9 protein-coding genes and 1 tRNA gene are annotated in these 14,993 nt (G+C 66.3%); 3 read left to right on the top strand and 7 right to left on the bottom strand.

Features of this window, described 5'->3' with window-relative positions:
- The first annotated feature begins 101 nt into the window (after positions 1-101).
- Positions 102-1,298, top strand: a complete 1,197-nt coding sequence (gene metC, locus HZF03_RS12440; RefSeq protein ID WP_119018573.1) for a cystathionine beta-lyase — start codon at positions 102-104, stop codon at positions 1,296-1,298.
- Positions 1,299-1,460: 162 nt separating this feature from the next.
- Here the strand turns inward: metC and HZF03_RS12435 are convergent, their stop codons facing one another.
- From HZF03_RS12435 to HZF03_RS12410, 6 genes are all read right to left on the bottom strand, one after another.
- The gene (locus HZF03_RS12435; RefSeq protein WP_119018574.1) at positions 1,461-1,799 is read right to left on the bottom strand and encodes a lipid-A-disaccharide synthase N-terminal domain-containing protein; all 339 of its coding nucleotides are present in this window, start codon (positions 1,797-1,799) and stop codon (positions 1,461-1,463) included.
- Positions 1,799-2,551, bottom strand: coding sequence for a glycosyltransferase family 2 protein (locus HZF03_RS12430; RefSeq protein WP_104512822.1), 753 nt, complete (start codon positions 2,549-2,551; stop codon positions 1,799-1,801). The genes HZF03_RS12435 and HZF03_RS12430 overlap by 1 nt, the downstream gene beginning before the upstream one ends.
- Positions 2,552-2,613: 62 nt before the next feature.
- Entirely contained in the window at positions 2,614-3,462 is an 849-nt protein-coding gene (locus HZF03_RS12425; RefSeq protein ID WP_119018575.1) for a phosphatase PAP2 family protein, read from the bottom strand.
- 1 nt (position 3,463) lies between these two features.
- Positions 3,464-5,209: an ArnT family glycosyltransferase gene (locus HZF03_RS12420; protein WP_119018576.1), complete on the bottom strand. Its 1,746-nt coding sequence runs from the start codon at positions 5,207-5,209 to the stop codon at positions 3,464-3,466.
- A 50-nt stretch (positions 5,210-5,259) separates the two neighbouring features.
- The gene (gene pbpC, locus HZF03_RS12415; RefSeq protein ID WP_119018577.1) at positions 5,260-7,455 is read right to left on the bottom strand and encodes a penicillin-binding protein 1C; all 2,196 of its coding nucleotides are present in this window, start codon (positions 7,453-7,455) and stop codon (positions 5,260-5,262) included.
- Entirely contained in the window at positions 7,452-12,665 is a 5,214-nt protein-coding gene (locus tag HZF03_RS12410; protein ID WP_119018578.1) for an alpha-2-macroglobulin family protein, read from the bottom strand. Before HZF03_RS12410 ends, pbpC begins: the two co-directional genes overlap by 4 nt.
- Positions 12,666-12,944: 279 nt before the next feature.
- Between HZF03_RS12410 and HZF03_RS12405 the strand changes: the two genes are divergently transcribed.
- Positions 12,945-13,021: transfer RNA gene (locus HZF03_RS12405), tRNA-Arg, on the top strand.
- Positions 13,022-13,216: 195 nt separating this feature from the next.
- Positions 13,217-14,284, top strand: a complete 1,068-nt coding sequence (locus HZF03_RS12400; RefSeq protein ID WP_119018579.1) for a DUF2971 domain-containing protein — start codon at positions 13,217-13,219, stop codon at positions 14,282-14,284.
- 32 nt (positions 14,285-14,316) lie between these two features.
- Here the strand turns inward: HZF03_RS12400 and HZF03_RS12395 are convergent, their stop codons facing one another.
- Entirely contained in the window at positions 14,317-14,760 is a 444-nt protein-coding gene (locus HZF03_RS12395) for a peptidase associated/transthyretin-like domain-containing protein (protein WP_119018580.1), read from the bottom strand.
- Positions 14,761-14,993: the final 233 nt, after the last annotated feature.

The raw sequence follows: 14,993 nt of genomic DNA, 5'->3' as shown, positions 1-14,993 counted from the left end.
GACGGCCGTCTTCCAGAAGCTACTATTACCCCCATTCGTCGAAGTAGCCGAAGCACAGGCACAAGCGCTGTCACATTCGGCACAACCACCAGCGAGCCACCATGGACGCCTCCGACTCCAGCGGGACACCCGCGCCGCTCAGCACGCAGACCCGCCTCGTCACCGCGGGGCGCGACACTGCGGCGCAGAAGGGCTTCGTCAATCCTCCGGTGGTGCACGGTTCGACGGTGCTGTATCCGACCGCGGCCGATCTGCACGCCCATCGTGGCGAGTACTCCTATGGACGACACGGCACCCCGACCACCAAGGCGCTGCAGCAGGCGTTGATCGCGCTTGAAGGTCCGCAGTGTGCCGGCGTCGGCATCACCCCCTCCGGCGTGTCGGCGATTTCGACCGCCCTGCTCGCCGTGGTCAAAGCCGGCGATCATGTGCTGGTGTGCGACAATGCGTATCGGCCGACCCGGCTGTTCTGCGATCAGATGCTGAAGCGGCTCGGCGTCGAGACCAGTTATTTCGATCCGCTGATCGGCGCCGGCATCGCGTCGCATCTGCGGCCGAACACCGTGGCGGTGGTGGTCGAGGCGCCGGGATCGCAGTCGTTCGAGATGCCGGATATCCCGGCGATCGCCGCGGTCGCCAAGCAGCACGGCGCGCTGGTGATCGACGACAACACCTGGGCGACGCCGCTGTATCATCGCTCGCTGGAACAAGGCGTGGATATCTCGATCCAGGCAGCGACCAAATATATCGGCGGTCACTCCGACATCATGTTCGGCACCATCTCGGCCAATGCGGCGGCATGGCCGAAGGTGTCGGAAGCAATCCGGCTGCTCGGCGTCTGCGCCGGACCGGACGATGTGTTCCTGGCGCTGCGCGGCCTGCGCACCCTGGAGGTGCGGCTGGCCCGCCACTATCAGGCAGGCCTGGACATGGCGCGCTGGCTCGCGGCACGTCCCGAGGTGCAGCGCGTGCTGCATCCCGGCCTCGACACCGATCCGGGCCATGCGATCTGGAAGCGCGACTTCACCGGCGCCTCGGGCCTGTTCTCGATCGTGCTGCAGCCGGCGCCGCAGGCCGCCGTCGATGCGCTGCTCGACACCGTGTCGCTGTTCGGGATGGGCTATTCCTGGGGCGGCTTCGAAAGCCTGGTGATCCCATTCGACTGCGCGTCGTACCGGACGGCGACGCAATGGAACCCGAGCGGCCCGGCACTGCGGCTGCATATCGGGCTGGAATCGACCGACGATCTGAAGGCAGATTTGGAGCGCGGCTTCGCCGCCTTCAACGCCGCGCGCTGATCGATGGGTTCGCGGCCCCTCCGTCATTGCGAGGAACGAAGCGACGAAGCAATCCAGCTCAGTTCACTGGGCTTCTGGATTGCTTCGCTGCGCTCGCATTGACTGGGATAGTGTTCGTCCCGAGCGCCGCTAAGCAGCGTCGAGGCGGTCCGCCGCAACCGATCAGTTCGGCAGGCTCTCCGAGCCGCGGGCGTGCGCCTTGATAATCAGCATGATGTTGCGCACGTAGATGATCGTCGCCATCGCCTGGCCAAGGATGATCACCGGCTCGCGCTTGGCGATGCCATAGACCAGCGTCATCAGGCCGCCGCCCATCGAGAAGAACCAGAACGCCATCGGAACCACGCTCTTGCCGGCCCGCTCGCTCGAAATCCACTGCACCAGGAAGCGCGCGGTGAACAGCAGCTGCGCAATCAGGCCGAAGGCGAGCCAGAAATCGAACTTGGCGACGAACACGTCGTACAGATAGTCGCCGAGTTCCTGGCCGTATTGAATCAGCATCAGTTCACCTCAGTGGCGACCGGTGTCGCTTTCTTGCGTCGGATCAGCCACCACACTCCGGCGAGATCCATCAGACCGACCCACAGCCGATCGAAGAAGCCGTAGTTGGACTTGCCCGACAATCGTGGCCGGTCGGCGACGTCGACATAAACAATGTCGAAGCCCTCGCGGCGCACCAGCGCCGGCAGGAACCGATGCAGGCCGTCGAAATACGGCAGCGACAAGAAGACGTCGCGCCGGAAGGCTTTCAGGCCGCAGCCGGAGTCGCGGGTGCCGTCGCGCAGGATGGCGTTGCGGACCTTGTTGGCGACGCGTGACTGCAGACGCTTGAACCCGGTGTCCTTGCGCCCCACCCGTTGGCCGGCGGCAAGACCGACCCGCGCCCCGCCCTGCTCCAGCGCGAAGATCAGTTCGGGAATGAAAGCCGGGTTGTTCTGGCCGTCGCCGTCCAGCGTCGCGACCATCGCGCCGCGCGCCGCGCGGACGCCGGTCCGCACCGCCGCCGACTGGCCGCAGGATGCGGCGTGGCGGATCTGGCGAAGATTGGGCCGCTCGGCGCGCAACGCGGCGAGCCGCTGCGGGGTCGCATCGGTAGAGCCATCGTCGACATAGACGATCTCGTAGATCCAGCGCCCATCCAGCGCTGCGGCGATCTCGGCGATCAGCGGGGCGACGTTGTCAGCCTCGTTGCGCACCGGTACCACGATGGACACCGCAGGCGGCGGTCCGGACTGAGACAAGGTTTCAGGCATGCTTCGGAACAATCCGGGGCCGACGGGAACTCGCGGCCGGGGCGCATCTGCGCGCCCGCTTCTTATGGGGCGGAGCCGCCGCGGGCAACCCTTTTGACGCGATCCCAGGACGGCCCTGGCAGCGGATCGATGGTGCCATCCTGCCGGATGGTGAACGCCAGCCGCCGCGCGGCGAACCAGTACCGAACTGCCATTGCACCGACGAGGCCGAGCAAGGCACCTGCGACGACATCGCTCGGATGGTGGGCCAGCAGCACCAGCCTGCTGACCAGGATGACGAACACATAAGTCGCCATCACCGCCGTCAACCGCGGCCACACCGCCGCCACCGCAAAGCCGAGGGCCGCCGCAGTGATCGAGTGTCCCGACGGGAAGCTGGCATAGGCCTCGTTCCAGGCGAACAGCGAGAAGTTGTAGGGATCTGCAGCGCCGCCGACGAACGGCCGGCCTCGGCCGATGATCCCTTTCAGCACCTCGCCGATGGCGACCGGCACCAGCACCGCCAGAAACAGGAATTGCACGCGGGTGCCGAAACCGATCATCACGGCGCGTGGCACGCCGCGTAGCAGCGGCACGATCAGCAAGACCAGCAGGAGCAAGCCTGCGAGCGCCCACAGCACATAAGCGGACTTGCCGAAATCGGTGATGATCTTCACCGGCCACAGCGACGGCGTACCCCGCGGCGGCATCAGGCCGATCTCGAAAGCATCGACGCCGACCATCAGGATCACGATCGCTAGCGACAGAGCGGCCGTCAGCCACAGCGCGTGCCGCGCCCAGCGCCGCGCAGCTTCGGCGCGCCGCGAATGCGACGGCGGGCGGACGAGTTGCGCCAGCGCGCGGCCGATCACCAGGACCAGCTCAACCGGGTAGATGCGCTGCGCGCGGCCGGCCTTGTCGGATACGGCCATGTTACTGCGTGCCCTCGGAGCGGAAGATCGCGATCGAGACCGGCTTGCCCTGCGAGAAGTTGTAGCCGTCGATCCGGGCCGCAACATTATACCGCAGGCCGATCGCCTCGGCGCGGCTGGCGAACGCCCGCTCGCTGCGCGACTCGACGATCGCGAACCGGCAGGTGCCGCCCAGCAGGAAGTCCGCGGCGCCGGAGCCGTCGGTCAGCAACGTGTCGGTGCCGGTCATGAACACCAGGCTCGGCTCGTGATAGCCGGCGGCGGCAGCCTTGGGCCCGACGCAGACCACCTTGCGCAGCTCGCGGGCGATCTCGACGCTCGGGAACACCGGACGCAGCGTCGGGACCACAACGCCAAACACCGCCACGACCAGAAACAGCGACGCCAGCGCGCCATTCAGCAGCGAGGCTTCGGCGCGGTTGTCGTCGAACAGCCGCCAGGCAAACAGACCGAAGATCAGCGAGCCGGCCGCGAACGGCCAGGCCAGGAAGATCGGATGCCGGGTCAGATACACCGCGCCGATCACCACCAGCGGCAGGATGATCGCCGGAATCGCGAACCACCACGCCGAGCCGCGCGCCAGCCAGGAGCGCGACAGCACCCGCCGCTCGATCGCCCCCGCGGTCATGATCGCGATCGCCGGATACAGCGGCAGCACGTAGTGCGGCAGCTTGGTGATCACCAGTTCGAACACGATCCAGGACGGGATCAGCCAGGCGAGCAGATATTGCGCGCCCGGCTCGCGCCGCGCCCGCCACACCGCCGGCGCGGCCATCGCGGCCAGCGGCGCGCCGGGCCAGAACGTTGCCCAGAACAGCAGGAAGTAAAGACCGGGAGGCGCGCCGTGCGACTCCATCGGGCTGGCGATCTTGCTCAGCATATCGCCGCCGACCGAGTCCGCAAAGAAGGTGTCGCCGGCACGCAGGTAGATCGCGATGAACCACGGCAGCACCCACAACAGCATCCACGGCAGGCCGAGCAGCGGCCGCAGCCGCCACATCCACGCCACCGAGCGGTCGAGGATTGCAAGCGGGATCACCGTCAGCGCGATGAACATCAGGATCAGCGGGCCCTTGAGCAGGATGCCGCCAGCGAGCGCCGTCCAGAACACTGCCGGCACGATCCATGACCGGTCGGGATCGATGTCGCCGCGCTGCCAGCCGAGATAGGCCCGCGCCATCGCGCCCATTGCGGCTGTGACGGTGAACAGCAGGAACGCATCGGTCTTGGCGAGCCGCGCCTCGACACCGAGCAGGATACAGCTGCACAGCATCAGCGCGGCGATCACCGCCCCGCGTCGCCCGACGAAGGCCAGCGCCGCCCAATAGGTCATCAGCACCGCGCCGATCGCGCCGGCCAGCGACGGCACCCGGTACAGCCAGATCCGGACCTGCGCACGCGGCAAGCCGAGCTTGCCGGCGGTCTCGACCACGGTGGCCTGCAGCCAATAGATGCCGACCGGCTTCTTGTAGCGAACCTCGTCCTGATAGCGGATGTCGATGAAATCGCCGGTCTCGACCATCTGCTTGGTCGCCTGCGCGAATCGCGCTTCGTCGCGGTCGATCGGGGGGATGTTGAAGAAGCCCGGCAGGAAGAACAGCAGCCCGACCAGCACCAGGAAGGCCGACGCGCGCAGGTGACTGACCGTCACGAAATCCAGCACCGCGACCAGCCCGCGGCCGGGATCGACGGTGGTTTTAGGTTCGCGCGGCGCGCCGAAACGGGGTCTGGCAGAGGTCTCGATCATCGGCCTCGCATACGCTGAAACCGATACAGCGACAACTGCTTAGCCCGGCTCTATTGAATTCTGACAACAACTGTGTCCGCGGCGCCAGAGGCGTCCATCACGGTGAGCCGAACGAAGCCCGGACCGGGCGGCGCAATCAGCCGCTGCCGCCGTCCATCGATCTCGCCGACAGACAATCCGTTGACCATCACGGTCATCGGCAGCACCCCGCCGGCAACCTTGACCGGCAGCGCGCCGGCCGAGGCTTCGCTGACCGCATCGATCCGCGATCCGTTCAGGGGAAACTGGATCCGCAGCGCCTTGTCATCGCCGGGCTGCACTAGGTCGCCCGAGGACCGGAAGCGCCGCAGCGGCAGCGGCAGCTTGGCGTTGCTGGCGACGAGCGTTCCCTTCGGCGCTTTTGGCAGCGACGCGCGCATCTGACCACTGCGGGCGAATGCGTCGAACAGCACCGGCGCGGCGGCGACGCGGCCGATCATACCGGGCACCGGGGCACCGTCGGGCCGGCCGACCCAAACCCCGATCGTCATCCGGCCATCGAACCCGACCGACCAGGCGTCGCGGTAGCCATAGGAGGTGCCGGTCTTGAATGCGATCTGGTTGCGCACCGCATTCTCGGGCGGCGGGGTGCCGAGCAGAACGCTGCCGACCTGCCAGGCCGCGACTTGATCCATCAGGCGCAGAGTCTCGCGCTTGTCGTTGCCGGAACTTGCGATTTCACGCAGCGGAAGAACACTGCCGAGGCGCGGCAGGCCACTGTAGAGCTGCACCAGATCGATCAGCTTGATGCCGACGCCGCCCAGCCCCATCGCCAGCCCCGGCGCTTCGTCCTTTGGCAGCACCAGCTCGGTGCCCGCCTGCTTCAGCCGCGACGCCAGCCGCGCCGCCCCGACCCGCTCGAGCAGTTCGATCGCCGGCACATTGAGCGACAGTTGCAGCGCCTTGCGCACCGGCACCGTCCCCTGGAACGTCATGTCGAAATTTTCGGGCGCATAGGCGCCGAACCGCACCGGCCGGTCGTCGATCAGGCTTTCCGGGTGAACGAAGCCGTCCTCGAAGGCGAGCCCATAGATGAACGGCTTCAAGGTCGAGCCGGGCGATCGCACCGCGCGTGCCATGTCGACCTGGCCGGCACGGCGGTCGTCGAAATAGTCGGCCGAGCCGACATGGGCGAGCACATCGCCATTGGCGTTGTCGACGGCGACGATTCCGATCGAGATGTCGGGGCCGAGCGCGGCAGCGCGATCTCGCGCCAACGTCTCTAGCGCGCGCTGCAAACCGGCGTCGAGCGTCAGGCGGATCAGCTTGGCGTTCTTGTCGGCGATAACGGCCTGATCGGCGGAATGCGGCGCCAGCACCGGCATCGGCTTGCGCTGACGCGCGACCGGCACCGCCCTCGCCTGCGCCGCATCGTCGGCGCCGATGACGCCGTCTTCGACCATCCGCACCAGCACCCGGTCGCGCGCGGCCTGCGCGGCATCCGGGAAACGATCGAGCCGTCGGGTCTCCGGCGACTGCGGCAAGGCGACGAGCAGCGCCGACTCCGCCAGCGTCAGCCGCTTCGGCTCCTTGCCGAAATACGCGATCGAGGCGGCGCGAATGCCTTCGAGATTGCCGCCATACGGCGCCAGCGCCAGGTAAAGGTCGAGTATCTGCTGCTTCGACAGCCTCTGCTCGAGTTCGACCGCGCGCACCATCTGCCGCAACTTGGCGCCGAGCGAGCGCTGTCGCCGCGGCTCCATCAGCCGCGCCAGCTGCATGGTGATGGTCGAACCGCCGGACACGATCCGACCGTGGCTGACGAGTTGCAGCGCTGCGCGTCCGACCGCCAGCGGATCGATGCCGTGATGCTGATAGAAGCGCTTGTCCTCATAAGCGAGCAGCAGCTTGAGGTAGCGCGGATCGACTTCGCTCGCGGCATCGACCGGCAGCCGCCAGCGCCCGTCGGCCATCGCGAACGCGCGCAACAGCTTGCCGTGGCGGTCGACCACCGTCACCGACGTCTGCCGCGCCTCGTCGAGCGGCAGCGGGCCGAGCGAAACGGCGTAGGCGATAAGCCCGCCGACCACCGCAACGACCGCAACCGCCGACACGATCGCGCCCCGCTTGAGCCACGACCATCCTCTCCGCCCGTCATGGCCGGGCTTGTCCCGGCCATCTACGTCTTTCGCCGTCGACGGGTCAGGCGTGGATGCCCGGGACGAGCCCGGGCATGACGATCGTGGTGGTGTGGGGGCCACGCTCATTTCGCCGCCCGCACCTCGATCGTGCCGGTGCCGGTGCGGCCGTAGCGCGAGGGGTTGTACATGTCCTCGACCACCGCCTGCGGCAGCACGTATTTGCCGGGCGACACAGCGCGCACCACGTAGGCGACCGTGAACACCGACTTGTCGTCGGCCTTGCGGTCCATGGCGGCGGTGAAGCGGTCGTCGCGGAACTCGGTGTTCACCGGCTCGGCACCATCGGCGATCCAGCTCAGCGTGCCGGAATCGCCCGACGACACCAGGTGCGGATTGTCGATCTCGAGGCCCGCCGGCAGGTAGTCGGCGATCATGACATGGCCGTATTCCGGCTTCGGTTCGGTGATCGTCAGCACCACCGCGAAGCGCTCGTTCTGCTTCGCCTTGGTGATGTCGGCCGGCTCGCCGCCGAGCGTGAAGTAATGACGCTCGATCTTGAAGCCATTGCTGGCGGCCGGCTCCGGCGTGATCGGCGAACCGCTCACCGTCACCACCGCCTGCACCGGGGAGTCGCCGGTGTTGGCGATCTTGAGCGGCTTGGACTTCACCTCGTCGGCCTTGTAGCTGCGATACAGCGCCGTCTTCACAGCATCGCCGTTGAGGTCGAGCGCCATCGTCTCCTTGGCGAGCGCGCGCGCCGCCAGCACCAGCCAGGCGTTCTCCTGGGTCGAGGTGTAGGGCGACAGGCCGCGCGCGGCTTCGACCCGCTGCACTGCCGTCGTCAGCGTCGGTCGCGGCGCGTTGCCTTCGCTGGCGAGCGACACCAAAGCAGCAGCGTCGCGCAGCTCGGAGCCGTAGTCGACCCGGCCGAACACGATCGACGGCTTGGGATTGAGGCTGTCGGCCGCCGCCGCATAGACCCGCTCGGCGCGGGCGCGGTCACCGACCAGCGCCAGCGCCGCGGCAAGCTGCGACTTGGCGATCGGGGTCGCCAGCTTGTCTAGCTTGGTGTCGGCGAGATAGCGCAGGTCGCCGATCGGCGCCGCGCCGTTGCGGGCGAGCACGTACAGCCCGTAGGCGAGATCGCGGCCGCCGTCCTTCTCCGGCTCGTCGGCATTGACCACCGAATTGCGGATGCGGTCGAGCGCGGCGCGGAACGCGACGTCCGGCACCACGAAGCGCTTCTCGCGCGCCCGGGTCAGGAAGTCGGTGACATAGGCGTCGAGCCAGGCATCATCGCCACCGGTCGACCACAGACCGAACGAGCCGTTCGAGCCCTGCCGCGACAGCAGCCGGTCGATCGCGCCCTTGATCCGCTCGTCGGCGCTGCCGTCCATCGCCAGATGCGCGCCGGCGGCGAGATCGTTGACGTAGAGCAGCGGCATCGCACGGCTGGTGATCTGCTCGGTGCAACCGAACGGATAGCGGTCGAGCGCCTTGAGGATCGTCGCGGCGTCGAGCGCGGTCGATAGGCTCACCGACAGCGACAGCCCGCCGGTGCCCGGCACCAGGTCCGAGAACATGTCCGAGGTCAGCGTCAGGCTTTCGCCCTTGGCGAGCGTCCGGATCGAGCGCCGCGCCAGGGTCTGGTTGGCGGGACGGATGTCGAGCGCATAGTGCCGCGCCAGCGACAGGCCGTTCGGCCCCTGGATCGCCACGTCGAGCGCAGCGGTGCCGGCTCCGCCGGCGTCCAGCATCAGCTTGGCCGAGCCGCGCTGCTTGGCGGCGAGCTTCATCGTCGTGGCCGCCTCGCCGCTCAGCTTCACCGGACCGCTGGCGCTGACCTTGATGGTGTAGTCGCCGGCGGCGCCTTCGACGTTGTCGAGGTCGAACGCCATGGTGCCGCGATCGCCGTTGCGCAGGAAGCGCGGCAGCGTCGTGGTCAGCACCACCGGATCGCGCACCGTGACGTCGGTGTTGGCGCGGCCGACCTTGGTGGCGGTCCACGCCACCGCCATCACCCGCGCGGTACCGGCGAATTCGGGGATCTCGAAGTCGATCGTCGCGGTGCCATCGGCCGCCACGGTGACGATGCCGGAATACAGCGCCAAGGGCTTCTGCGTCGGCGGGCTGCCCTGCAGCTCCGCGGCCGAGGAGTCGCCGCCGGAACGGATCTGGCCGCGCGCGCCCTGCATGCCGTCGATCAACTGGCCATAGAGGTCACGGATCTCCGCGCTCAGCCGGCGCTGGCCGAGATAGTACACATCCGGTGCCGGCGGCTTGTAGCCGGTGAGATTGAGGATGCCGACGTCGACCGCGGCGACCACGATCTTGGCGTCTTCACCGGGCGACAGCCCGCCGAGCTTGACCGGCAGCTTCAGCGTCGTCGACGGCCGCACCAAGGCCGGCGGCGACAGCTCGACCGACAGCGTCCGCGCCGCCTTGTCGATGCCGAACCATTTCAGGCCGATCGCACGGCCCGGCATCCGCTGCGCGGCGGTGTCGAGCGGTCGCCGCAGCGTGGTGACGATGTAGGCGCCCGAGCCCCAATCCTTGCCGACGCTGAGCTTGACCTGCGAACTGCCCGGCTTGACCTGCAGCGACTGCGTGGTCAGCAACCGGTCACCGAGCACGTTGACGGTCAGAAGACCCGCGGTCCGCGCGTTGACCGTCACCGTCATGGTGTCGCCGGAGGCGTATTCCGGCTTGTCGATCGAGGTCTCCAGCAGATCAGGGGTATCGGCCGAACCGTCCGAATACCAGCCGACGTCGAACTGCACCGAAGTCAGCGGTCCGGCGACGTCGGCGGTCTTGACGTCGAGGCGGTAGCGGCCGGGCTCCGGGTTGAACTGCAGCCGCGCCGGCTCGCCGGCCTTGATCGACAGATCGCCGTCGGCAACCCGCTTGGTCGACTTCACCGGCTCGTAATCCCAGGACGAATTCTGCCGGTACCACTGATAACGCGACTCGATCTTGAGCAGCTCGTAACGCAGGCCGCTGCGCGGCAGCGAGGTGCCGTCCGGCGCCACAAAGGCGACATCGAATTTGGCGACATCGCCTTCGGCGACGTTGCGGTCGGCGAACAGCGGCTTGACGCCGATCATCGCCGCCGCCGGCGCGATCGGCAGAACCAGCTTGCGCTCGACCGCGCGGCCGCCGGCTTCCGCCATCCGCAGGAAGATCTGCGCCTCCTGCGGCCGGGTCGACGACGGCGGCTTCGGCAGGCTCAACTCGAAGGTGGCGGCGCCGTCGGCGTCGGTCTCGGGCAGGTTTTCGAGCGGCGTGCGCTCGTTGCTGGTGGTCTCTTCGTCGGCAACGCCGAACTGATAGCCGGCATAGCCGGGCCGCCCTTCGGCCGGGGCCACCAGCAGATCGCCTTCGATCTGGAGCGCCGAGGCCGGCGCGCCATACAGGAATCGGCCGTCGACCTTAAGTTCCACAGGAGCATCAGCTTTGATCGCCTTGTCCTTGGTAGAAATGTCGAATTCGATCCGATCGGGAACGTAGTCTTCGACCATGAAGGTGGTTTCGCCGACGCTGGCGCCCTTCGGATCAGTGAACGCGCGGACACGCCAGGTGCCGGTCGGCACCGCCGAATTCAGCGCGACATCGAGGCTGCGGCCACCGGCGCCCTGATCGGACAGCACGGCCCGGCGGTATTCGACGCCGTCCGGCCGCTCCACCACCAGCGTCATCGGGCTGGCGGTCATCGCCACGCCCTGCCCGTCGCGCAGCAGCGCCGTCAGGTGGACGGTCTCGCCGGAGCGGTACACGCCGCGCTCGGCATAGACGAAGGCGTCGGCGCCGGCCGGCACCGCACGCCCGGCGACGCCGCGGTCGGACAGGTCGAAGGCGCTGGTCTTCAGGCTGAGGAAGGCGTAGTCGGCCTTGTCGCTGGACGCGGTCAGCAGCGCCGGCGACAGCCCACCCTCGCCGCGCGCCAGACCGGCTTCGAACAGCACGTGGCCGGAGGCGTCGGTCTTGCGGGTGGCCAGCACCTCGTTGTTGCGCGCGATCAGCCGCACCTCGGTATTGGCCAGCGGATCGGTCGAGGCCAGCGAATTGACGAAGACGTGGACGCCGTCATTGCCGGAGAACGCGGTCAGGCCGAGATCGGAAACGATGAACCACTGGGTGGCGAGCTGGCCGTCATCGTCGGAATTGGCAGTCGGGCCCTTGGGCGCGGCGGTCATCACATAGACGCCGGGCTGCAGGTCGCCGAGCACCTGGTCGACCGGGAACGCGGTGGTGACGTCGGCATTCAGCGCCGCGGTGGCGGTGTCGAGCTCGCCCGACCACACCTTGGCACCGCGCTCGTTGCCGAGATCGCTGAGCTGGTAGCGGCTGAGCGTGCGCTGAAAGTCGCTGTCGACCACGGTGTTGATCAGGTTCCGGTCGCCGATCCGGAACACCTGCACCGCCACGGTCGGGGTGTTGACGCTGACAAGCGGAATACCGCGCTGGCCGGTGCGCGGCAGCACATAGGCGCGGCCGGTGAAGCGCACCAGCGGCTTGCGGTCGCGGACATAGACGTTGAACTCGGCCGACTTCGCCAGCGCCTCCTTCACGGTCGACGGCAGCCCGGCGCGCAGATTGATGTTGTAGCGCTCGCCGTGCTTTAGCCCCTCGACGCAGAGCTGGCGCTCCTCGGCGCTGATCGCGGGCTTGTCGGTCCCGGCCAGCGTCACATAGGGCGCGAAGTCGGTGCGCTTGGCGAGCTCCTCGGAGAACTGGAAGCACACCCGCGGCGAGGCCGAATCCGAGTCTACCGTGTAATCGAGCAGCCGGAAGCCATGTTCGGCGCGCAGCTTCTCATATTGGCCGCGGATGTCGGCGACCTCGCGCAGCTCCAGCGACAGCCGCAGGGAATCCAGCGCCGGCCGCCACAGGCTGCGGTCGGCCATCGCGCGGCCGAGCAGCGCCAGCGCGGCGGCCTCCTCGCGCGGGCTCTTGGCGCGCTGGTAGGCGATATAGGCCGCGGTGGTGGCGCGTTCGCGCAGGAAGGTCTGTTCGGAACTGGTGGCGGCCTTGATCTGCAGCACGGTGCGGGCCAGCCGCAGCCAGTTGTCGCCGTCGGCCGGATCGAGCGCCGCGATCTGCCCCAGCGTCTGCAGCCCGCCGCGGTAGTCGCCGCGCTTGAACGCGGCGTCGGCGTCGCTGCGCAGCACCGCGGCCGGCTTGTTGGTGGCCGCCGCCTCGCTCTTGATCTGGGCTTCGAGCTTGATCGCGGCGTCCGCCAGCTCGTCGCGCTGGAACGCCTTGTCGGCCGCCTGCGCGGATGCGAGCCCGAGCGCCAATCCGGCGCAAAGCGAGAGGGCGCGAACCAGACCGATCATGCTTGAACTCCCTTGCCGCGAACGAGCGTCGCGTTAGACCTTGTCATGCCGTGGCGAAGATGACGCCGTGATGGCTGGAGGCGGACGCAAGGCCGCCGGTTTCGCCACCCATCTTCCGCCCTCGCCGGCCACAGGCCGGCTCAAGACTCACATCCTCGCCCGCGCGCGCGCCGAACACAACGCGCCGCATGCGTTGGACGCAGGATGGTGGCAAATGGTTCGGGGCGGTTGTGGCGGAAGCGGATTTTTTGTATCCGGTGGTGCTATAAAGCCCCCAACGGTCCCATAGCTCAACTGGATAGAGTAGCGGATTTCTACTCCGCGGGTTGCAGGTTCGAATCCTGCTGGGATCGCCATTGCTCCACCACGGCCAGACTCGGAAGCTCCTTCGGCACCACGGAAACCTATTGGTACAAAAAGTATAGACGACGACCAGCCTTCTTAACGCAGGCAATCAAGCCACCATTGACTCACTCCACGTTAGAATTTCGTCCATCAAGAGCACACCGTTCACATGATGGCCTTAAACAGACAAAAGTCCTCTCAAATCAATGAACAGCAAGCTCGGAAAGAAGAAACGCAACTTACTCATCAAAGCGGCGACACCAACCGCCTCTACGAAGCATTCCCCTTCACACGACAATCCGAAATCGCCTGATCAAGGGGCAAGCAGAAAGATCTACAAATACATAAGCTCCCAGCTCATTGATAACATCTTTAGCTCGCCTGAGCTTGTAACGCTCAAATGCTCTCTACCAAAAGACTTCAATGACCCTTACGAACTGTTTCTCACCATAGATTTTGACGAAGAGCCGGACGCATTGGCGTTCTATGCGGACGCTGTTGGCGAACTAGATCAACTCCCAACGACCTGCTTCTCACGATCTCCCAGCGTCATTCCAATGTGGGCCCACTATGCTGAGAATCACAAAGGCTTTGTAATTGAATTTTCGGAGAGCTCGCTCGCGGAAGCATTCCCTGAGAGCCACTTCGAAAACGTCACTTATTCAGACTCCCCTAGAGATGGCTTGACCGACATGCTCTACAGAGCGTTCAAGATCGGAAAAAATCGGTACATCTATCTCTTACGTTTAGGCGTATACCATGCGGCCTATTTCACGAAGGCAACTTGTTGGACCTACGAGCAGGAACGACGAATGGTTGCCTCAACGAAAGAGATTCGGGACAAGTCAGAGATGTTGCTCCTAGACGTTCCGGTTCGTTGCGTGAGCAGCATAATTGTCGGATCGAGATGCACAGACCAAACAAAGCAGACCCTACTGGAGATAGCAGAACGAACTGACTGTAACTACTTTGAGACCCGCATCGGCAGAAGCTCTGCGAATCCATACTTCATCGACACTCAAGGAACTTCGCATATTTTTGATGGTTCCGCTCTCGTGCCCGCAACCTCATTTTGCCCAACTTGCCTTGAGCCGATACGGGCGACCGCCACGAAAACTCAATGTTCCTGGTGTCAAATCAACGAAGAGATGATGCAAGATGCAGCTTCTCGTAATTCATATCGAATACTGGACCGCGCGGGACTTCTCGAATCTTATATCCAAGGCATGGATGAGATAACTTTCGGAAACCGAAAGCCCAATGGCGGCGGGTAGCCCCTAAGGCATTTGCTCGACCTCATCACCAACTAACTCACCGGCACCCGCGGCTTGCGATGATGCCGGACCACCGGCGGCGGTGGCGGCGCGGCCGGCTGCAGCGTCACGATGACCGGGTTGGGCTTGTGGTCCATCGCGGCGCCGGTGGCGGCGTCGACGCCCATGCCGACCACGCCGCCGAGCAGCAGATTGCCGGCAAAGCCGGCGCCGCCGCTGCCGGAGACTTCGCGGGTCAGCGGGATGATCTGCGGTTCATAGCCCTCTTTGCTCAGGCTGACGGTGATGTCGGCATTGCGGCTCACCTCGACCACGCACGGCGTGACGCAGGAGAACGGCGCCTCGGTGCCGGACACATCGGCCTTGGCGCCCGACGGCGTGCTCGCAATCGAAATGTTCTCCGTGGTGCCGCGCGTCACCGACGCACATCCCGACAGCAGCAACGCGGCCAGCACCGCGCCTCCCCATGACCGCATTGCAATCCCTCTGATACCGATGCTCCCAGAGCACCGTGTTTCAGGGGGATTTCAAGCCGCCGCGCGCCGCCAAAGCCCCACCTGAGACGCAGGGACAAACCTATCTGCAAGATGTCCCCACGCCGCGAGATCGGCGTCCGGCGGCAGTCGGTTCGCCGATGATCCCGCACTCACGACGCGGCAGCGGCCCGGCGGCCGAATCGGGTACCGATCTGACGATCGGCAAGCATTCG

Source organism: Rhodopseudomonas palustris, assembly GCF_013415845.1.
GTDB lineage: Bacteria > Pseudomonadota > Alphaproteobacteria > Rhizobiales > Xanthobacteraceae > Rhodopseudomonas > Rhodopseudomonas palustris_F.
This window is presented reverse-complemented; position numbering and strand designations above follow the sequence as displayed.